Source organism: Flindersiella endophytica, assembly GCF_054779015.1.
Genome location: NZ_BAAGYY010000009.1, coordinates 1,043,226 through 1,062,461 on the forward strand (window position 1 = coordinate 1,043,226; position 19,236 = coordinate 1,062,461).

Annotated in this window: 25 protein-coding genes; 15 read left to right on the forward strand and 10 right to left on the reverse strand. The window is 69.5% G+C overall.

Annotation, left to right across the window (positions count from 1 at the left end; translation table 11 throughout):
• Positions 1-14 precede the first annotated feature (14 nt).
• Positions 15-755: a GntR family transcriptional regulator gene (locus ACYVF6_RS10030; protein WP_460519024.1), complete on the forward strand. Its 741-nt coding sequence runs from the start codon at positions 15-17 to the stop codon at positions 753-755.
• Between the two features lie 104 nt (positions 756-859).
• On the opposite strand, the gene ACYVF6_RS10035 is transcribed toward ACYVF6_RS10030, so the two are convergent.
• The gene (locus ACYVF6_RS10035; protein ID WP_460519027.1) at positions 860-1,015 is read right to left on the reverse strand and encodes a hypothetical protein; all 156 of its coding nucleotides are present in this window, start codon (positions 1,013-1,015) and stop codon (positions 860-862) included.
• A gap of 93 nt (positions 1,016-1,108) precedes the next feature.
• Positions 1,109-2,200 (reverse strand): cobalamin-independent methionine synthase II family protein, encoded by a 1,092-nt coding sequence (locus tag ACYVF6_RS10040; RefSeq protein WP_460519029.1) that lies wholly within the window; start codon positions 2,198-2,200, stop codon positions 1,109-1,111.
• 56 nt (positions 2,201-2,256) lie between these two features.
• Between ACYVF6_RS10040 and ACYVF6_RS10045 the strand changes: the two genes are divergently transcribed.
• Entirely contained in the window at positions 2,257-3,408 is a 1,152-nt protein-coding gene (locus ACYVF6_RS10045) for a baeRF2 domain-containing protein (RefSeq protein WP_460519032.1), read from the forward strand.
• A 144-nt stretch (positions 3,409-3,552) separates the two neighbouring features.
• Here ACYVF6_RS10045 and ACYVF6_RS10050 read toward each other — a convergent pair whose 3' ends face one another.
• The gene (locus ACYVF6_RS10050) at positions 3,553-3,858 is read right to left on the reverse strand and encodes a hypothetical protein (protein WP_460519035.1); all 306 of its coding nucleotides are present in this window, start codon (positions 3,856-3,858) and stop codon (positions 3,553-3,555) included.
• A 5-nt stretch (positions 3,859-3,863) separates the two neighbouring features.
• Complete coding sequence (locus ACYVF6_RS10055; protein WP_460519037.1) at positions 3,864-4,508, reverse strand: uracil-DNA glycosylase family protein; 645 nt, start codon at positions 4,506-4,508, stop codon at positions 3,864-3,866.
• A 165-nt stretch (positions 4,509-4,673) separates the two neighbouring features.
• On the opposite strand from ACYVF6_RS10055, the gene ACYVF6_RS10060 reads away from it, so the two are divergent.
• The 12 genes from ACYVF6_RS10060 to ACYVF6_RS10115 are packed head-to-tail and all read left to right on the forward strand — an operon-like array spanning position 4,674 to position 11,918.
• A complete protein-coding gene (locus tag ACYVF6_RS10060; protein ID WP_460519040.1) occupies positions 4,674-5,633 on the forward strand; it encodes an SDR family oxidoreductase in 960 nt (319 codons plus the stop codon).
• 5 nt (positions 5,634-5,638) lie between these two features.
• Positions 5,639-6,247, forward strand: a complete 609-nt coding sequence (locus ACYVF6_RS10065) for a DNA polymerase ligase N-terminal domain-containing protein (RefSeq protein WP_460519043.1) — start codon at positions 5,639-5,641, stop codon at positions 6,245-6,247.
• Positions 6,248-6,270: 23 nt separating this feature from the next.
• On the forward strand, positions 6,271-7,185 hold the full coding sequence (ligD, locus tag ACYVF6_RS10070; RefSeq protein ID WP_460519046.1) for an ATP-dependent DNA ligase: 915 nt from the start codon (positions 6,271-6,273) through the stop codon (positions 7,183-7,185).
• The gene (locus tag ACYVF6_RS10075; RefSeq protein WP_460519049.1) at positions 7,185-7,700 is read left to right on the forward strand and encodes a hypothetical protein; all 516 of its coding nucleotides are present in this window, start codon (positions 7,185-7,187) and stop codon (positions 7,698-7,700) included. Before ligD ends, ACYVF6_RS10075 begins: the two co-directional genes overlap by 1 nt.
• Positions 7,697-7,948 (forward strand): monovalent cation/H+ antiporter complex subunit F, encoded by a 252-nt coding sequence (locus ACYVF6_RS10080; RefSeq protein WP_460519052.1) that lies wholly within the window; start codon positions 7,697-7,699, stop codon positions 7,946-7,948. The genes ACYVF6_RS10075 and ACYVF6_RS10080 overlap by 4 nt, the downstream gene beginning before the upstream one ends.
• Positions 7,945-8,214, forward strand: a complete 270-nt coding sequence (locus ACYVF6_RS10085) for a monovalent cation/H(+) antiporter subunit G (protein WP_460519055.1) — start codon at positions 7,945-7,947, stop codon at positions 8,212-8,214. The genes ACYVF6_RS10080 and ACYVF6_RS10085 overlap by 4 nt, the downstream gene beginning before the upstream one ends.
• Positions 8,211-8,483, forward strand: a complete 273-nt coding sequence (locus tag ACYVF6_RS10090; RefSeq protein WP_460519058.1) for a Na(+)/H(+) antiporter subunit B — start codon at positions 8,211-8,213, stop codon at positions 8,481-8,483. The genes ACYVF6_RS10085 and ACYVF6_RS10090 overlap by 4 nt, the downstream gene beginning before the upstream one ends.
• Positions 8,483-9,223 carry an MnhB domain-containing protein gene (locus ACYVF6_RS10095; RefSeq protein WP_460519061.1) on the forward strand — a complete coding sequence of 247 codons (741 nt, stop codon included), beginning with the start codon at positions 8,483-8,485 and terminating at the stop codon, positions 9,221-9,223. Before ACYVF6_RS10090 ends, ACYVF6_RS10095 begins: the two co-directional genes overlap by 1 nt.
• Positions 9,224-9,226: 3 nt before the next feature.
• A complete protein-coding gene (locus ACYVF6_RS10100) occupies positions 9,227-9,592 on the forward strand; it encodes a sodium:proton antiporter (protein ID WP_460519064.1) in 366 nt (121 codons plus the stop codon).
• Positions 9,589-11,313, forward strand: coding sequence for a complex I subunit 5 family protein (locus tag ACYVF6_RS10105; protein ID WP_460519066.1), 1,725 nt, complete (start codon positions 9,589-9,591; stop codon positions 11,311-11,313). Before ACYVF6_RS10100 ends, ACYVF6_RS10105 begins: the two co-directional genes overlap by 4 nt.
• A gap of 32 nt (positions 11,314-11,345) precedes the next feature.
• Positions 11,346-11,579, forward strand: coding sequence for a hypothetical protein (locus ACYVF6_RS10110; RefSeq protein ID WP_460519069.1), 234 nt, complete (start codon positions 11,346-11,348; stop codon positions 11,577-11,579).
• Between the two features lie 6 nt (positions 11,580-11,585).
• Complete coding sequence (locus ACYVF6_RS10115; RefSeq protein WP_460519072.1) at positions 11,586-11,918, forward strand: DUF3140 domain-containing protein; 333 nt, start codon at positions 11,586-11,588, stop codon at positions 11,916-11,918.
• Positions 11,919-11,940: 22 nt separating this feature from the next.
• Here the strand turns inward: ACYVF6_RS10115 and ACYVF6_RS10120 are convergent, their stop codons facing one another.
• Together ACYVF6_RS10120 and ACYVF6_RS10125 are read right to left on the reverse strand one after the other, a co-directional pair.
• Positions 11,941-12,738, reverse strand: a complete 798-nt coding sequence (locus ACYVF6_RS10120) for an Fpg/Nei family DNA glycosylase (RefSeq protein WP_460519075.1) — start codon at positions 12,736-12,738, stop codon at positions 11,941-11,943.
• On the reverse strand, positions 12,738-13,160 hold the full coding sequence (locus tag ACYVF6_RS10125) for a CBS domain-containing protein (RefSeq protein WP_460519078.1): 423 nt from the start codon (positions 13,158-13,160) through the stop codon (positions 12,738-12,740). The genes ACYVF6_RS10120 and ACYVF6_RS10125 overlap by 1 nt, the downstream gene beginning before the upstream one ends.
• A gap of 87 nt (positions 13,161-13,247) precedes the next feature.
• Here ACYVF6_RS10125 and ACYVF6_RS10130 point away from each other — a divergent pair, with 87 nt between their 5' ends.
• Positions 13,248-13,511, forward strand: coding sequence for a DUF6458 family protein (locus ACYVF6_RS10130; RefSeq protein ID WP_460519081.1), 264 nt, complete (start codon positions 13,248-13,250; stop codon positions 13,509-13,511).
• A 4-nt stretch (positions 13,512-13,515) separates the two neighbouring features.
• On the opposite strand, the gene ACYVF6_RS10135 is transcribed toward ACYVF6_RS10130, so the two are convergent.
• From ACYVF6_RS10135 to fdh, 4 genes are read right to left on the reverse strand one after another with little or no spacing between them, the layout of a single operon-like run.
• Positions 13,516-14,094, reverse strand: coding sequence for a type 1 glutamine amidotransferase domain-containing protein (locus ACYVF6_RS10135; protein ID WP_460519085.1), 579 nt, complete (start codon positions 14,092-14,094; stop codon positions 13,516-13,518).
• Positions 14,095-14,103: 9 nt separating this feature from the next.
• Positions 14,104-15,030, reverse strand: coding sequence for an NrfD/PsrC family molybdoenzyme membrane anchor subunit (nrfD, locus tag ACYVF6_RS10140; protein ID WP_460519088.1), 927 nt, complete (start codon positions 15,028-15,030; stop codon positions 14,104-14,106).
• Positions 15,027-15,935, reverse strand: coding sequence for a 4Fe-4S dicluster domain-containing protein (locus tag ACYVF6_RS10145; RefSeq protein WP_460519091.1), 909 nt, complete (start codon positions 15,933-15,935; stop codon positions 15,027-15,029). The genes nrfD and ACYVF6_RS10145 overlap by 4 nt, the downstream gene beginning before the upstream one ends.
• Positions 15,928-19,221 carry a formate dehydrogenase gene (gene fdh / locus ACYVF6_RS10150; RefSeq protein ID WP_460519093.1) on the reverse strand — a complete coding sequence of 1,098 codons (3,294 nt, stop codon included), beginning with the start codon at positions 19,219-19,221 and terminating at the stop codon, positions 15,928-15,930. Before fdh ends, ACYVF6_RS10145 begins: the two co-directional genes overlap by 8 nt.
• Positions 19,222-19,236: the final 15 nt, after the last annotated feature.

Sequence of the window (19,236 nt, forward strand, 5' to 3'; positions counted from 1 at the left end):
TCATGGAGCACGGCATGGAGCAACGCACTGGTCCAAGCTCGGGCACAGCGGTCGACGAGGCGTACGCACGTCTCGCCGAGGCACTGCGTCGTGAGGTCTACGGCGCCGCCGGTGCCCGGCTGCCGGGCGAGCGGGAGCTCGCGACCCGGCTGGGGGTGAGCCGGGCGACGTTGCGGCAGGCCCTTGGCCTGCTCGCCGACGAAGGGAAGCTGCGGCGCTCGGCGCAACGCGGGTGGTTCGTACCGCCACAGGTGATGGGCGAGCCCCCGAGTGTGTTGCAGAGCTTCACCGAGATGGCCGAGGCGCGTGGACTGCGGGCGAGCTCGCACATCCTCGAGCAGCTCGAACGGGCGGCAACGCTGGAGGAGGCTTCGCGGCTGCGGATCGCACCGTCCGCGCCCGTTCTGGTGGTGCGCCGAGTGCGCGGCATGGACGACGTACCGATCTGTCTCGACACGACGGTGTTGGTAGGCGCCCGCGTGTCGCCGTTACGCGAAGCCACGCTGGAGGATCGGTCGCTGTACGAAGCGCTCGCGTCCCTGTGCGGGATCGTCGTGACGCGCAGTTCCTATGCCGTACAAGCAGAAGCGGCCGGCGAGCTCGCCGCCGAGTTGCTCGACATCGCGGTGGGATCGCCTGTGCTGGTGGGGCACGAGGTCACCTACGACACCGCGCAGATCCCTGTTCTGTTGAGCACCACGGTGTATCGCGGCGACGCGTACCGCTTCGAGGCGGACCTCTATCGCCCGCTCTGAGTGCCCGGCCAGTGTCAAGCGTTACCGAACATGGAGCGGGCGCCGAAGCCGTTCGGCCCGGCGCCCGCCGTGTGGCAGGGATGTTTCCTTGTCAGTCTGGTGCGTCAGAACCAGACTTTTCGACCGGCGACCGGACGCCCGACGCCGCCGAGAATCCAGAAGACAACGCCGACGACGGCCAGGATGGCGCCGATCGTCCAGAGAATGGAGATTCCAAGCGCCCAGCCCAAGATGAGCAGGATAACGCCGAGAATAATCACGGTTATTACCTCTTTCGGCCTCGAATGTCCGGCTTTCAGACCCCCAATTCGCCGTGCGCTGCCGTGGTTCCCTGGACGAGCGACCGCAAACAATCACCAGAGTCGTTCCGAGGCCGCCCTGGCGCCTTCCGCGAGAGCGGCGAGCTTCTCCCAGGCCACTTCGGGCCGAACGGTCGGAGTGGTCGCGAATGTCGCATAGCCGCAGTCCGATCCGGCGATGACGTTCTCCCTGCCGACAAGTGACGCGTAGCGTTCGATGCGTTGCGTCACCAGGTCGGGATGTTCGACGTAGTTCGTCGTGGAGTCGAGCACGCCTGGGATCAGCACCTTTCCGTCCGGCAGTTCGACGTCCTCGAACAGCGCCCACTCGTGTGCGTGCCGAGGGTTGGCGCCCTCGAACGAGATCGCGTCCGGCCTGGCCGCGAGTACGAGATCGATCAGGTCGCGCAACGGCACGTCGTCGGTGTGCGGGCCCTCGTAGTTTCCCCAGCACAGGTGGAGCCGCAGAGCGTCACCCGGGATGTCCCGGGTCGCGTGGTCGAGCGCGGCGAGATGCAGCTCGGCGCGTTTCCTCAACTCTGACAGGTCTTCGCCGGCCTGCCATGAGGTGAGGTCCGGGCAGTCGAGCTGGAGCAGGAGGCCGGAGCGGTGAATTTCGTCGTACTCCGCCTTCATCGTGTCGGCGAGCGCCCAGATGTAGTCCTCGTGCGTGTCGTAGTACTGGTTGTCGAGGAACAGTGCGATGACGCCGGGGGAGGCAGCGGTCAGGAACGCGTCGGTGGTCTCACTTCCGGCCAGGCCGGCTTGGAGATTCGCGACGTCTGTGCGCACCGGGCCGAGGTCGGGGTAGTCGAGCGCCGCCACACAGGCAGGGCGGTCGAAGTCCGTCCGCCCGGACCGCGGCGCGGACTGGCCGCCGAAGCCGGTCAGGCGTTCCTTCACATACGTGGAGTAGCCGATCTTGCCGGCCTCGCCGTCGTTCACCACATCCAGGCCGGCGTCCGCCTGCCGGCGTACGACGGTCCGGACGGCATCGGCGATCCGATCCGGCAGGCCGGGATCGGCGGGCTCGCCGCGGTCACGGCGTTCGAGCGCCTCGGCGAGCGTGCTCGGCCGCGGCAGGCTGCCGGTATGCGTGGTCAGGATGCGTTCGGTGGATCGATGCATGACTCGCGTTTCCCGCACGTACACGATCCATTCGCGCGCGTGTCAGACGGCTTGACAGGGGTAGCACAGAGCGAATGAAACCGACTCATCTACAGGACATCTACGACTCCTCCGGGCCTTTCGCGACGGCGTACCTGGAAGCTGTGCGGCCGGATGCGAGCTCGTCGGAGTCGGTCAACCTGCGCTGGCGTGCGCTGTGCGAACACCTGACCGGAAAGGGAGCCGACGCCGAGACGATCGCCGCCATGACGGAGGCGGTCGAGGCGCTCGCACCCGGTCGCGTGGCGGCCCGCGGGCTGGTGCTCGTCGCCAGTGGTGGCGCGCTGCTGCTCTCCGACTCGGCCGGCACCGCGGACGGTGGTGACCGGGCGCGCTGGGCGCCACTGCCGGACCTCGGCAGATACATCCGGTCCAAGGTCGCCGCGCGCCGCCAAGTCCTCGCGGTCGTCGACAGGTCGGGCGCCGACCTGCTCGTACGCGACGTCACGTACAGCCGCTATCGCCACGTGGAAGGGCGGTCACACCCGCTGCACAAGGTGCGAGGCGGCGGCTGGGCACACAAACGGCTGCAGAACACCGTCGACGAGGTCTCCGAACGCAATGCCGCGACCGTCGCCGAGGAGATCACACGGGTCGTCGCGCAGGCCAAGCCGGCGGCGATCGTGCTGGCCGGTGAGGTCGACGCGCGCTCGCGGGTCTACCACCACATCCCGCAGACGTTGCGGGAACGGGTGACGGTCACCGACCGCGGTGCCCGCGCTCCCGGCGGCAACGAGGACCTGAGCGCCGTGATGGAGGACGTCGCGGCCGAGGTCGAGGAACGCGAACGCGAAGAGCTGCGCGAGCGGCTCGAGTCCGGCCTCAGCACCGAGGCCGCGGTCCAGGACACGACGGACGTGCTGGCGGCGTTCCGGCACAGTGCGGTGGAAGCCCTGCTGTACCTGATGAACGAGAACCAGGCCGGCCCGTTCGTCGAGCAGCTGGAGGCCGAGGTGGCGATCGGCCCCGAGCCGATCCAGCTGGCGCGGACGGCCGACGAACTGCGCGCCACCTACACAGAGGACCTCGAGGTCATCCACGACAAGCTCGACTCCGCCGTCATCCGGGCCGCCATCATGACCGACGCCGAGATCGAGGTGGTCGACACCGAGAGCTGGACCGGTCCGGTGGCCGCGCTGCTGCGTTTCCCCACCCCGGTGACCGTACCCGGCCCGCGTTCCAGCTGAGCCGGAGCGGGCCCTGAGATAAGCCCTGAGATGGGCTCTGAACGGGCGGGGAGGGAGAAGCCGGCCGGTGCACCCCACGCGGGTGACGCACCGGCCGGCTCAGGCGCCGGACAGTTCCGGCCGGACCCGCTCCATCCGGCGTCCCTACACGTCCGGGTCGGCGCGGCGGGCGTCCGCGATCCTGGCGAGCACGTTCTGGGCCGAGGCCACCTCGTCCTCGACCGCGGACTCCGGCCGGGTGCCCTGCGCCCGCCGGATCTCCGCCAGCTCCAGGACGAGTAGCGCCTCCCGTTCGAGCAACTCGGTGATCTCGCCGCCCGGCGCGCCGGCGTAGAACCCCGCGGGCTGCGGTGACTGCGGCCCGAGCGGCTCGGTCTGGACCGGGAACAGCTCTTCCCGCCTGGCTCGGACGTCGGCCAGCTCACGGCTCACTTCTGCTTCGGTGCGCATCGCGTTTACCTCCTCGAGCGCCGATTCAGTGCCTTCGCCGCTACCCGCAGGTCGGCGACGAAACTCTCGTACGCCTCGTCCCGGTCCGGCGCGCGGAGCACGGCCGACGGGTGGACGGTCACGATCGTCACGGGCTGGGGGTTCTCCTCGGAGTTGTCGGCGTCGGAGGCCGAGAGCGGCGGCAGGGTGAGCCGCTCGCCGCGGTGCTCGGTCAGCTTGAACGACGGCCCGAACACGGCCTTCGCGGCGGTCGCGCCCAGGCAGAGGAGTACCTCGGGGTCGACCAGTTGCAGCTCGGCGATCAGCCACGGGCGGCAGGCCACGATCTGGGTACGGTTCGGCGTCTTGTGCAAGCGGCGCTTGCCGCGTTCCTCGCGCGTGAACCGGAAGTGCTTGACCGCATTGGTGACATATGCGTCCGAACGGTCGATCGACACCTCGGCCAGCGCCTTCCACAGCAGTCCACCGGCCGGTCCGACGAACGGCTCGCCCTTGCGATCCTCCTGGTCACCGGGTTGCTCGCCCAGCACCATCAGGCCGGCATCGGGGTCGCCGTCGCCGAAGACGGTCTGGGTCGCATCTTGGTGGAGATCGCACCGCTGGCAGCCGGCGGCTTCGGCGCGTACCCGGTCCAGCTTGGTGGCGCCCATCGAAGCACCTCGAAGTTTGAGCGCTGCGGCCCGGCCACTTGGGCCGGGTGCCGCAGCGCGGGGGCAGACATCGATGCCGATTCCCGGCAGGTTCGGCGTTACACATAAGCGGAGGGGTCTTTTTGCCCGCCGGTTTGCGGGCGGGGGGCGGGGTAACCGGACACCATGAGCTCCCGAGTGGTTGTGGTGACGGGCGCGACCGCGGGTGTCGGCCGCGCCGCCGCGCGTGCGTTCGCCGAACGAGGGGACCGGGTCGCGCTGCTGGCCCGTGGCGAGTCCGGCCTCGAGCAGGCCGTGGACGGAATCCAGGGCACCGGCGGTACGGCGATCGGCATCGCTGCCGACGTGTCCGACCCGGAAGCGGTCGACGCGGCAGCCGAGCGGGTCGAACGTGAGCTGGGCCCGATCGACGTGTGGGTCAACAACGCGTTCGCCACCGTGTTCGCGCCGTTCACCGAGATCGAGCCGGCGGAGTTCCGGCGCGTCACCGAGACCACCTATCTCGGATACGTCCACGGCACCAAAGCCGCGCTGGCGCGGATGCTGCCGCGCGATCGAGGCGTCGTCATCCAGGTCGGTTCGGCCCTGGCGTACCGCGCGATCCCCCTGCAGTCGGCCTACTGCGCGGCCAAGCACGCGATCAAGGCGATGCACGAGTCGTTGCGCTGCGAGCTGCTGCACGACGGATCCGGCGTGGCGACGACGATGGTCCAGCTGCCCGGGCTGAACACGCCACAGTTCGACTGGGCGCTGTCCAGGATGCGTCGCAAGGCCCAGCCGGTGCCGCCGATCTTCCAGCCCGAGGTGGCCGCCCGGATGATCGTCCACGCCGCCGACCATCCGGGCCGGCGCGAGTTCTGGGTCGGCTTCTCGACGGTGGCGACGATCCTCGCCGAACGGGTCGCGCCCGGTCTGGTCGATCGCTACCTCGCACGTACCGGCTACGACTCGCAGCAGACCGGACAGTACGAAGCAGCCGGCCGGCCGGAGAACCTCTGGGAGCCGGTCGACGACGAGCCGGACCGACGCTACGGCGCCCACGGCCGGTTCGACGACCAGGCCAAGCAACACAGCCTCCAGGCCTGGCTGTCGCGGCACCGGCCCGCGTTCGGGCGGAAGGGCTAGGAGACATGGCCAAGCACAAGCAGGGCGACCTGACCGACTACAAGCACAAGCGCGACTTCCGCAGGACCGGCGAACCGAAGGGCACCGGCTCGCGCGGACGCGAGCACAAGCAGCCGCGGTTCGTGGTCCAGCGCCACGACGCCTCCAGCCTGCACTTCGACTTCCGGCTCGAGGTCGATGGCGTACTGAAGTCGTGGGCGATCCCCAAGGGACCCTCGCCGGACCCGAGGGAGAAGCGGCTCGCCACACCGACCGAGGACCACCCGATGGACTACGCCGGCTACGAGGGCGTGATCCCGGAAGGCGAGTACGGCGCCGGTTCGGTGATCGTCTGGGACACCGGAACGTATGAGAACCTCTCGGAGCACAAGGGCGACGAGCTGCCGGTGGACGACGCGCTCGAGCAGGGCCACGTCAAGGTGCGCCTGCACGGTGAGAAGCTGCACGGCGCCTACGCCCTGACCCGGTTTCGCGAGGAACGTGGCAAGGCGCAGTGGCTGCTGGTGAAGGTCGACGACGAAGGCGCCAACCGCAAGGACAAACCAACAGTGAGCCGACCCGAGTCCGCGCTGACCGGCCGTACCAACGAGGATGTCGCGGAAGAGGAGTCGTGACGAGGCCGGCTTGGCGAGAACCGATGCTGGCGACCTTGACGGACGAGCGATTCTCCAGCCCGGACTGGATTTTCGAGCGCAAGGTCGACGGTGTGCGGTGCCTGGCGGTCCGCGACGGCGACGGCACCGAGTTGTGGTCGCGCAATCACAAGCCGATGAGCCTCAGTTATCCAGAGCTCTGCGCCGCGCTGGACCAGCGTGGCCCCGACCGGTTCGTCGCCGACGGGGAGATCGTCGCGTTCGACGGTGCTCAGACCAGCTTCGCCAAGCTGCAGGCGCGGATCCATCTCACCAAACCGCAGGACATCGAACGTACGGGCGTCACGGTCTATCTCTACCTGTTCGATCTGCTGGTACTCGAAGACACCGACCTGACGCGGCAGCCACTGCGTGAGCGGAAACGCCTCCTGCGCGCCGCGTTCGACTTCGGTGACCCGGTGCGCTGTTCGACGCATCGCAACGAGGAAGGCGAGAAGTACTACGAGGAGGCGTGCGAGAAGGGCTGGGAAGGCCTGATCGCCAAGCGCGCCGACGCGCAGTACACCTCCGGCCGGTCGCGGGACTGGCTGAAGTTCAAGTGCGTAGCCGGCCAGGAGTTCGTCGTGGGCGGATTCACCGATCCGCAGGGTTCACGACAAGGGCTCGGCGCACTCCTGGTTGGTTACTTTCAGGGCGACCGGCTGCGTTACGCGGGCAAGGTCGGCACCGGTTACAACGCCGAAACCCTGCGGATGCTGGAGAAACAGCTCGGCAAGCGCGAGCGTGCCGCCTCGCCGTTTGCCGACACCGTTGCGGAGAAGGGGGCGCACTGGGTGGAGCCGGAGTTGGTGGCGCAGATCGGCTTCACCGAGTGGACCACCGCCGGTCGCCTGCGGCATCCCAGATACCTCGGCCTGCGGCAGGACAAGGCCGCCCGCGAAGTCGTCCGGGAGGGCTGATGGCCACCCTCAGGAGAGGTCTCGTCCTTCTGCTGCCGGCAACCGGGTTCACCGGCCTCTATCTCCTGCTGCTGTCGACGATCGACCTGGCCGAGGTCGTGGTCGCCGTGACGATCGGCCTGGTTTCCGCCGCGGCAGCCGGCTTCGCCGCCCGGACGACCGGCACCTCCTACGCGCCACGCGCCCGCTGGGCCGGCTGGCTGGTGTCGCTGCCGGGCGCGATCGGCCGGGACACCATCGCGGTGATCGGGTTCACGGCCGTACGGCTGGTACGGCTCCGAGCCGCCCGCGGCGGTGGGTCGGGCTTCGACGTCGAGTCGTTCGACCGGATCCGCGCCGGTGCACGGGAAGAGGCGGATGGCCCGCGCTGGCGCGCGTACGCGACGCTCGTGCTGTCGACCGCGCCCGGCACCTACGTCGCCGAGGTCGAGCACGCCGAGGATCCGGAGCTCGACGTGCTGGTCGTCCATCGCGTCGGCGAGATCGGCCCGCTGGAACGGAGGGTCACGTCATGACGTGGCTCGCGGCCGCGCTGGTGCTGTTGGCCGGCGGGCTGTTCCCCTGCCTGGCCGGGCTGTTGCGCTCCGGGCCGGTGCACCGGCTGGCGGCTCTGCAGGCCAGCGCCGTCGTGGCGACCGTCGTGTTGCTGTTGCTCGCCGCCGGTTTCGGCCGTCCGGTCTACGCGGACGTGGCGTTGCTGCTGGCCCTGCTCAGCCTGGCAGGCGTGCTCGCGTACGCGCGATTCTTCGGCAGGCTGCTGTGAGCCAGATCCTGTTGTGGGCAGGGGTGGCGCTGATGGTGTTCGCGTCGCTCGGGACGGTGGTGATCCGGCCGCTGGAGGACCGGCTGCACGTCTCGGTGTTGCTGTCGGCCATCGGTGCGCCGTTGGTGGTCGTGGCGCTCCTCGTCGACCGCGGGTCTTCGCTGCCGGTCTTCAAGCTGCTGCTCGTGCTGGCGTTGCTCGTGCTGACCGGCTCGGCCGCGACCGTGGCGCTGGCCCGGGCCGGCGTCAGGAGGAGCCGCCGATGACCGACCTGCTGATCCTCGTCGTGCTGTTGCTCACCGCGATGATGGCGACCGCGGTCGTCCTGACACGGGAACCGGGCCGGCAGGCGATCGTGTTGTCCGGTTACGGATTGGTGCTCACGATCCTGTTCGTGGTTCTGCAGGCGCCCGACGTCGCGATGTCGCAGCTCGGCATCGGAACAGCCGTCCTTCCGCTGATCACCTTGCTGACGATCGCCAAGGTCGGACGCAGCGAGCGCAGCACGGATCGCCGGAACGAACGGGAGCGGTGATGCGCGCACGGCTGGTCCTGTTCGGCATCGGTGCGCTCGGCCTGCTCGCGTTGCTGGCGATCGGGTTCACCGGCCTGCCGGAGTTCGGTTCGCAGAGCCACCCCTACGGCGACCGGGCCGTGGCGGCCGCCGAGCAGCAGCACACGGCGAACGCCGTGGCGTCGGTGACGTTCGACCAGCGCTCGTACGACACGCTCGGCGAGGAGTTCATGCTGTTCACAGCGGCGCTCGGGGCTGTCGTGCTGCTGCGGCGGGTGCGGCACGAAGAGGAGGAGGACGGCTGGCAGCACACCTACGGCCCGGCAGAGGTGTTCGACGCGGTCCGCCTAGTCGGGCTGGTCCTGCTCCCTGTCACGGTGGTTGCCGGCGCCTACGTGATCCTGCACGGCCACGTCAGTCCCGGCGGTGGGTTCCAGGGCGGTGTGGTGCTGGCGACCGGGTTGTTGCTGCTCTACCTGGCCGGCGACTACCGGGCGCTGGAGGCGATGCGGCCGGTGCCGGTGTTCGAGGTCGGTGAGGCGATCGGCGCGGCGGGCTACGTCGTGGTCGGCCTGCTCGGGCTGACGACCGGCGGCGCGTTCCTGCTGAACGTCCTTCCGCTCGGTCGGTTCGGCAGCCTCGGCTCGTCCGGCATCGTGCTCGCGCTCAACATCACCGTGGGCGTCGAGGTGGCTTCGGCGATGATGCTCATGGCGGCGAAGTTCCTCGAACAGGCGCTGCTGATCCGCGAGGAGGGCTGACTCGTGTTCACCGGCTCGGTGCTCTCGCAGGCGCCATACCTCGTTGCCCTCTGGGTGTTCCCGGTCGGCTGCTACGGCATCGTGTCCAGCCGCAACCTCGTGCACGGCGTGGTGTGCCTGTCCGTCGTCCAGTCCTCGACGTACGTCCTGTTGCTGCAGGTCGGCTATCGCCGGGGTGGGACGGCGCCGGTCTTCTCCGACGTGCCGCTCGGCACGCGGGTGGTCGATCCGGTGGTGCAGGCGCTCACGCTCACCGACGTGGTTGTCGGGTCGAGCGTGACGGCGTTGTTGCTGGCGATCACCGTGCAGGTCGCCAAGCGGCACGGCACCGTCGACCCGGAGCGACTTCGTTCGCTGGAACACACATGACGGGGTGGCCCGCGCTCATCGTCGCGGTGCCCTTGCTGGCCGCGGCGTTGCTGGCGGCGGCCGGGCACTGGCTGCCGAGGATCGCCACCGAGACGATCGCGGTCGTGGCCGCGACGGCCGGCACGGCTCTCGCGCTCTTCGCCATGGTGTCGCCGCCCGAACGGGTGACCTGGCTCGGCGGCTGGGCGCCGCGCGGCCCCGAAGGCGTCGGCATCGCTCTGGTCGCGGACCGGTTCGGCACGGGGCTGGCGGTATTGGCAGGTCTGCTCGTGGTGGCCGGGCTGGTCTACACGTGGACGTTCTACGAGGATGTCGCCGCGTCCTATCACGCGCTCATCCTGGTCTTCCAGGGTGCGCTGGCCGGATTCGCGCTGGCCGGCGACCTGTTCAACGCGTTCGTGTTCTTCGAGCTGATGGGTGCGGCAGCCTATGTGCTGACCGGCTATCGCGCCGAGGAGCCCACGAGCGTGCAAGGTGCGCTGAACTTCGGGATCGTCAACTCGCTCGGCGCCTCCTTCTGCCTGCTCGGGATCGCGTTGCTGTACGCGCGAACCGGGGAGCTCAACCTGCGGGCGGCCGGCTCGGCGCTGGCCCAGGGGCATTCCGACGGGCTGGTCGTGGCGTCGTTCGCCTTGCTGGCCGGCGGATTCCTGGTCAAGGCGGCGGTCGTGCCGTTCCACTTCTGGACCGCGGACGCCGAAGCGGTCGCGCCGAGTCCCGTCTGCGCGCTGTTCTCGGGCGTGATGGTGATGCTCGGCTGCTACGGCGTCGCGCGCGTGTGGTGGGAGGTCTATGCCGGGGTGCTGCCGGCGCCCAGCGTGCGGCGGGCGCTCCTCGTGCTCGGCGCGATGACCGCGCTCGTCGGAGCGGCGATGTGCCTGGCACAGCGGCACGCCAAACGCATGCTGGCGTACTCCACGATCAGCCATGTCGGCGTTGTCCTGCTGGGGTTCGGCGTCCTTCGTGCAGAGGCAACGACGGGCGCTGCCGTCTACCTGGCCGGGCACGCGGGCGTGGCCGCCGGGCTCTTCCTGGCGGCCGGTGGGCTGCTCAACCGCTTCGGGACGGTCAACGAGCGGGACCTGTTCGGCCGGGCCCGGCGGATGCGGTGGACCGGAACGGCGTTCGTCGTCGGCGCGCTCGGGCTGAGCGGCGTTCCCGGGCTGGGACTGTGGTCGGGGAAGGCACTGACCGAGCACGCACTTGTGTCGGCGGGCCTGTGGCCGCTGGTGCCGGTCGTTCTGGTTTCGGCGGCGCTGACCGGGGCAGCGGTGCTCCGGTTCGCGGCCCGGACGTTCGCCGGTGTGGGAGAACCAGTGCGAAGGGATGCGGAAGCGGAGGCCGAGGAGCAGGAAGAGGATCCGGAAACGCAGTCCCGGCTGCGCCGCCTGCCGGTCGCGATGCTCGTACCGATGACGGTGCTCGTGCTGGCGCCTGTCGTCACCGGGTTGCCGTGGTTCGTGCGCGGGGTGGATCCGGAGGCGCCGAGCCCGTGGTCGTGGCCCGGTGTGGTTCTCGGCCTGGCCGGTGGCGGGCTGACCGTGCTGGTGGCCGCGGCCGGTCTGTGGCGCAGCCGCCTGCCAGGTGCGGTTGCCATGGCGGCCAAGGCTTTCCGGCCGGCCGGGCGAGCGCTGGTGGCGGTGCATCGCAGTCATATCGGCGACTACGTGGCGTGGACGCTCGTGGGCGTGGTGTTGCTGGCCCTTCTGGCAGGGGTGTGAATGGGTGTCCGAGGCAGGGGTAAGCGCGAGACATGAGTACCTACATGCCGGATCCCGACCTGCCGGGTGAGCCGGAGGACCCGGACCAGGCGGAGTACGAAGCGCTGCGGACGGACGAACTACGCCCGGAGACCGACGTGACGGAGTACGAGCCGCCGGACCAGCCGAGCCCTGGCCTGGAGGATCCGCCGACCCCGGCCGACGAACAAGCCGGCGAGACGCTCGACGAGCGGATCGCGCAGGAGGAGCCCGAGGAAGGGATGTGAGACGTCGTGGCGCGCTCGTTGCTGGAGACAGAGGAGATTTGGGAACGGTTCCACGCGGTGGTGAACATGACGTCGCGGGAACTGCTCGACTGGCTGGGTACGCAGCCTGACCTGGCGCCGCATCCTGGGGAGAAGCCGGCTGAGCTCGGCGTCGCCGTGGTCCAGGTCCTGGGCAAGCGCCGCACCGACCTCACCGACGACGACCTGGAAGTGATGCGCAAGGTCGTGGATGTCGTCGAGGCGGAGACCGCCGACGTCACAGACGAAGAGATCGCGGGCGACGAGCGAAGGCGCTACCGCCTGCTGAACGTCGGCCACGATCCGCTGCGCGGGAGATAGGAACCGGCGTTTCCCCCTTACGTCATTGACAGTTCGGGCACCACACCGTGCTCCGGCCCGCAACGCGGGACCGCCGTAGCTTGGTGCCGCAGCGAGGGCAGATCGCCTCGCTGTCGTCACGGCGGGCGGTGAGCCAGCCGCGCTTCGGCGGCACCCTGCCGGCCTGGATCGAGGCCCGCAGCACGGTGCGCATCGAGCGGTGGAGCTTCGACAGTTCCGGATCGGACAGGTCGTTGCTCCGCCTCGTCGGCCGCAGGCGGGCTCGCCACAGGATCTCGTCGGCCAGCAGGTTACCGAGGCCGGCGACCACGGTCTGGTCCATCAGCGCGGCCTTCAGCGCACTCCGTTTCGCCTGCAGGCGTTCGCGGAACTCGGCCGCCGGTACGTCGTTGGCGTCCGGGCCGAGGTCGCGAAGCAGGCCGGCCACCTGGTCGTCGTTCGCGGCGAGGCGGATGCCCTGGAGCTTGCGCAGGTCCCGGTAGCGCAGCTCGCGCCCGCCGAGCTCCAGCAATACCCGATCGTGTGGATGCCTGGCCTCCTCCGGCGAGGCGGACAACAAGCTGCCCGTCATGCCGAAGTGGAACACCAGCGTCGGCTCGTCGGGCTGGTGCCTTCGGCCCGAACGCAACGGTGCGAGCAACCACTTGCCGTGCCGCCGGGGCGCGACGAGCGTCCGTCCCGACAGCTCCCGGCCCAGCCGGCCGGCACCGACCTGTTCGAGCACACCGGAGTCGAGGACCCGTACGTCGTCGATGCGCTTGCCGGCGCCGTTCCGGGCCAGGACGCGGCGAAAGCCTTCCACATCAGGAAGTTCGGGCATCAGAGGTTGGGTTCGGCCAGGCTGATGTCGGAGAGCACCGAGTCGCCGTCGGATTCGGCGGCGAAGTCGCCGAGGGAGACGATGCCGACCAGGCGGCCGCTGTCGACGACCGGCAGCCGGCGGACCGCGGCCTCGCGCATGATGATGAGGGCGTCGTCGGCGGTGGTCTCCGGGCGGACCTCGAGGACGTCGGAGCTGCAGATCTCACCGACCCTGGCCTGGTCCGGGTCGAGACCGTCGGCGAGCACGCGGATGACGAGGTCGCGGTCGGTGACGATGCCGGCGAGCTGGTCGGCCTCGACCACGAGTACATCGCCGACGTGCCTCTCGCGCATCAGCTTCGCCGCATCGCGGGCGGTGTCGGCCGTCGAGGCGGTCGTGACGTCCAATGTCATCACATCGGCGACGGTTTGTGCTGCCATGGGCGATGTCTCCTTGCCTGGTTGAGATCAGCTGCGGTTGATTTCCCGGCGCGCGGGTATCACCGGCGCCTGAGGAGGGAATACATCATGAGTCTTGGTGCGGGAATCTTTCTGATCGCGCTTGGAGCGGTGTTCACGTTCGCGATCCGGGGTGACCTGGGATGGCTGGATATCCAGGCCACCGGCGTCGTGCTCATGCTCACAGGCCTTGTCATCGTAGGGATGGTGGTCATGGTCCGCCGCCGTCGTCGCGGAACGGTCACGCAGGAACGGACGTTCCACGAAGGCCAGCCGGAAACCGTCAGCGAAACTCGCGTCTACCGCGACGACGACGATCCCACTCACCTCTGAGCCGCTAAACGCTGCGGGCCTGCGCGGCGTGCTTGCCTTCGGCGAACTCCTCGACCAGTTTCGAGCAGAACGCCGGCAGGTCGCCCGGGTTGCGGCTGCTGACCAGACCCTGGTCGGTGACCACTTCCGCGTCGACCCACTCGGCGCCCGCGTTGCGCAGGTCCGTCCGCACGCTCGGCCACGACGTCAGCCGCCGGCCGCGGACGACATCGGCTTCGACAAGCGTCCACGGGCCGTGGCAGATCACCGCGACCGGCTTGGTCTGTGCGAAGAAGTCGCGTACGAAACCGACCGCCGCGTCGTTGGTGCGCAGCTGGTCCGGGTTGGCCACACCGCCAGGCAGTACGAGCGCGTCGTACTCGTCGGCGATGGTGTCCGGCACGGTCCGGTCGACCGCGAACGTGTCGGCCTTGTCGAGATGGTTGAACGCCTGGATCTCGCCCTCCTTGGTGGAGACGAGCACAGGCGTGCCACCCGCGTCGCTGACGGCCTTCCACGGCTCGGTCAGCTCGACCTGCTCGACGCCCTCCGGCGCCACCAGGAACGCGACTGTACGTCCGTTGAGTTGGTTGGTTGTACCCATAGGGCGGCGCTACCCGTGTGCCTCCTCGGCAAACCGCCGCCGCTCCCGCTGGGGCACGACGACGTACTTCGGGTCTCGTGCGGATTCCTTACCCGCATAGAAGATCCCGAACCTGGTGCACAGGCCTCCCGCCAGCAGCGCCGAGCCGGCGAGCGCGGACAGCACCCGGCTTCGCCTGCTCAGCAACGCCAAACCGCCGCCGGCGGCGGTCAGCGCGCGGCCGGCCTGCAGCAACCTACGTGGCCGCCCGATCCGGTACGGCTCGCCGGCCAGGCTGTCGCCGCGCTCGATCCGGGAGGCCGCGGCCTGCTCCAGGCCCGCACCCACAGCGATGATCGTGCGTACCGGCGCGAGCTCCCGCTCCGGCACCAGCATCATGGCGGCCCCACCAGCGCTCGCCAGCGCGCTGCCGGCGAACAGGAACGGCAGCTCGGGGTAGTGCTCGTGCCAGGCCGGAATGGCCGTGTCGGCGAGCAGAACCGCTGTATAGGTGGCCATTCCGGGCCCGAGCACGCCCGCCGCCGCGCCGGCCAGCTGCCCGAGCCGCGGTACGAGACCGGTCGCGGCAGACAGTGCCGCGGCGACCGCGAGCCCGGAGAACGGCGCGAGGATCCAGGACCCCACCGACAGCGGCGACGTGGGCTTGAAGACCCTGAGCATGTTGAGGAAGCGCTCCGGCCGGCCCAGGTCGTGTACGAGCGCCCCCACGCTGCCCAGCGCGCCACCGGCCGCCACGTAACGCGTCGTCCGGGCGAGTGCCCGATAGCCCGCCAGCTCCGCCGCGGCGGAGGTCGTCGCCGAGACACCGGAAAGCCCACCGAGGAAGAGATACAGCGGAACGTCGGGGACCTTCCAGGTCGGCTGCTTGAGGATCGGCCGCCCGTAGTAGGAGCCGAACTCCGCATCCGGCACCATCTCCTGCTCGCCGCGCTTCATCGCCGCCTCCCGAACAGCGAGCCCGCGAACGAGACCGCGACCGTCGCGGCCACGGTCAACGCCGCGAGTCCGGCGTGCCTCCACATCGAGGGCAGGTCGCGCGTGGTGACGACGGGATCCGGAGGCAGGCCGTAGACCTCGGGCTCGTCCAGCAACAGGAAGAACGCGCCGTCGCCGCCAACGCCGTCGGAGGGGTCGGCGCCGTAGAGCCGGGCGGCGGAAAGGCCCTTGTCGTGCAGCTCGGCGACGCGCCGCTCGGCCCGGTCCCGCAGCTCCGTCAGCGGCCCGAACTGGATGGAGTCGGTGGGGCAGGCCTTGGCGCACGCGGGCTCCAGGCCGTCACCCAGCCGGTCGTAGCACATCGTGCACTTGAACGCCCGCCCATCGCCCGGCCGGAGGTCGATCACGCCGTACGGGCAGGCGGTCACGCAGTAGCCGCAGCCGTTGCAGATGTCGGGCTGCACGACCACGGTGTCGTACTCCGTACGGAACAGCGCCCCTGTCGGGCAGACGTCGAGGCAGGCGGCGTGCGTGCAGTGCTTGCAGACATCGCTCGACATCAGCCAGCGCACGTCGCCGTCCTGCACGTCGCCGTCCTGCGCGGCGCTGTCCTGCGCGGCGCCGTCCTGCGCGGCGCCGTCCTGCGCGGCGCTGTCCTGCACAGCACCGGGTGGTCCCATGCCCGGCATCCCGAGGTCGACGGCCGACGCCGGCTCGACCTTCTGCTCGACGAACGCCACGTGCCGCCACGTACTGGCACCCAGCGCTCCGGTGTTGTCGTAGGACATGCCGAGCAGGTCGAAGCCGTCGTCGGGAACGCCGTTCCACTCCTTGCAGGCGACCTCACAGGCCTTGCAGCCGATGCACACCGAGGTGTCGGTGAAGAAGCCGACCCGTTCAGCCATCGCTACCTCCGTTGTCAGCTCCGTCGTCGGCACCGTCGTCGATGCCGGCCCGCGACCGGTACGAAGCCAGGAAGTCCAGCAACGCCGGGCCGCGCGGCCGCCGTCCGGGCCGGATGTCGCAGCTGGCGGCCTTGGACTCCTGGATGTGCACGTTGGGATCCAGCACGAACGCCAGCAGCTCGTTGGCGCCGTCGCCGGTGATCAGTCCGTTGCTTCCCCAGTGGTACGGCAACCCGACCTGGTGGACGATCCGCCGTTTCATTCGTAGCGGCTTCATCCGGTCGGTCACCAGCACGCGCGCCTCGATCGCCGTGCGGGCCGACACGATCGTCGCCCATTCGAGATGGTCCAGGCCGCGCTCGGCGGCCAGCTCCGGCGAGACCTCGCAGAAGAACTCCGGCTGCAGCTCCGACAGGTACGGCAGGGTCCGGCTCATGCCGCCGGCGGTGTGGTGCTCGGTCAGCCGGTACGTCGTGAACACGTACGGGAAGACCTCGCTGCCCGGCTCGGATCCGCTGGGGTTGTGGGGGTTCAGCCGGTGCGGAAAGAGCTGCCTGGTCGGGTTGGCCCGCTGCCCGTACAGCGGATTGTCGAACGGCGACTCGTCCGGCTCGTAGTGCGCCGGCAGCGGCCCGTCGGCCAGTCCGGCGGGCACGAACAGCCAGGCCTTGCCGTCGGCCTGCATGACGAACGGGTCGGTTCCGGCCAGCGCTGCCTGGGCTCTCGCATCGTCGGGCGGCTGGTACGACGGTGGCTTGTCGGCCTCGAAGTCGGGAACGTCCTCTCCGGTCCAGCGTTCCTGGTCGGCGTCCCACCAGACGTAGCGCTTGCGCTCGCTCCACGGCCGGCCCGCCGGATCGGCCGACGCACGGTTGTAGAGGATGCGCCGGTTGGCCGGCCAGGCCCAGCCCCAGCCGGGTGCGACCCACGACTGTTCCTTGCCTGGCTGGCGATTCGCCGCGTGGTTGTGCTCGTCGGCGTACACCCCGCAGTAGATCCACACGCCGCACGCCGTGGAACCGTCGTCCTTCAGCTGGGTGTAGGCCGAGAGCGCGCCGTCCGGACCGAAGCCGTTGATCTCGCGCAGCACCGTCTCGGCGCTCGGGTCCGCCGTCTCACCCGAGACGGGGTAGTCCCAGGTGAGATCGAGCAGCGGCCGGTCTCGTGGATCGGTCGACCCGGCGAGCTTCGATCGGATGATTCGCCCGAGGTGGTAGTAGAACCACAGCTCGCTGCGCGCGTCGCCGGGTGGCTCGACGGCCTTGTGGTGCCACTGCAGCAGCCGTTGTGTGTTGGTGAACGTGCCGTCTTTCTCGGTGTGCGCTGCCGCGGGCAGGAAGAACACCTCGGTCGGGATCTCGTCGGTCCGCAGCTCGCCGGTCTCGATCTCCGGACCGTCCTTCCAGAACGTCGCGCTCTCGATCAGCTGCAGGTCGCGGACGACCAGCCAGTCGAGGTTGGCCATGCCGAGCCGCTGCAGCTTCGCGTTCGCCGATCCGACGGCGGGGTTCTCACCGACCAGGAAGTAGCCCTTGCACTCGCCGGAGAGCTGGTTCATCACGGTCTGGTAGGTGCCGTGGTCGCCGGTCAGCCTCGGCAGGTAGTCGAAGCAGTAGTCGTTGCTCTCGACAGCCGACGAACCCCACCAGGCCTTGAGCAGACTGACGACGTAGGAGCGCATGTTGCCCCAGAAGCCGGCCCGTCCCGAGTCGGCTGCCACGAACGTGTCGAGGTCGAGGTTCTCGTGCGCGTGCGGCATCGGGATGTAGCCGGGCAGGATGTTGAACAGCGTCGGAACGTCGGTGCAGCCCTGGATGCTCGCGTGCCCACGCAGGGCGAGGATCCCGCCGCCGGGGCGGCCGATGTTGCCGAGCAGCGTCTGCAGGATCGCGGCCGTACGGATGTACTGCACGCCGACGGTGTGCTGGGTCCAGCCGACGGAGTAGCAGATCGCCGTGGTGCGCTCGCGTCCGGAGTTGCGGGTGATGGCGGAAGCGACCTGCGCGAACGTCTCCGGCGGGATGCCGCACACCTCCTCCACCATGTCCGGCGTGTAGCGCGCGAAGTGCCGCTTCAGCACCTGGAAGACACACCGCGGATGCTCCAGCGTCGGATCGGTCTTCGGCTTCGTCCGCAGGGTGGCACCGCCGCTGCCGAACGTGTCCGGCCGTTCGGACGTGCGATGGGAGGTGCCGTCGCGCAGTTCCTCGTCATCGGAGATCCCCTCGTCGAGCTCGTCACGTTCACCCGCTGCGGCAGGCACTTCGGCGTCTTCGTACGCCCACGACTTCACGTCGTAGTGGCGATGCTCCGGGTCGAAGCCCGAGAACAGCCCGTCGAGGTCCTCGGTGTCGAGGAAGTCCTCGCTGAGGATCGCCGGGGCGTTGGTGTAGGCGACGAGGTAGTCGCGGAACTCGAGCCCGTTGCTCAGCACGTGGTTGACCAGGCCGCCGAGGAACGCGATGTCACTGCCCGCGCGCAACGGCACGTGCAGGTCGGAGACCGCACTCGTGCGGGTGAACCGCGGGTCGACGTGGATGATCGTCGCTCCGCGCGCCTTGGCCTCCATCACCCACTGGAACCCGACCGGATGGCACTCGGCCATGTTCGAGCCCTCGATGAGGATGCAGTCGGCGTTTTGCAGGTCCTGCTGGAACGTCGTGGCACCGCCGCGACCGAAGGAGGTTCCCAGACCGGGAACCGTGGCGGAGTGTCAAATCCGGGCCTGGTTCTCGATCTGGATCGCACCGAGAGCGGTGTAGAGCTTCTTCATGAGGTAGTTCTCTTCGTTGTCCAGCGTCGCACCACCCAGGCTGGCGATGCCGAGCGTACGCCGGACCCGCATGCCGTCAACTTCCTCTTGCCAGGAGTCGCGGCGAGTCTGGATGACCCGGTCGGCGATCAGGTCCATCGCCTGGTCGAGCGGCAGCCGTTCCCAGTCGCTCGCGTGGGGTCGCCGGTAGAGAACCTCGGTCACGCGGCTGGGGCTGGTCACCAGCTGCTTGCTGGCCGAGCCCTTCGGGCACAGCCGGCCGCGCGAGATGGGGGAGTCGGGGTCGCCCTCGATCTGGGTGACCTGCCCGTCCTTGACGTAGACGCGCTGGCCGCAGCCGACCGCGCAGTAAGGGCACACAGAGGGGACGACCTGGTCCGCCTCGGCGGTGCGTGCGGTGAGGTTCCTGGTGCGTTCCGAGGTCACGGCGCTGCCGCGGCCCAGCGGATCGGTGCCGGTCAGCTGTCGGAAGACCGGCCAGCCGGAGATCCAGGTGCGTACGCTCCCAGCCATCGTCTACCTCCGATG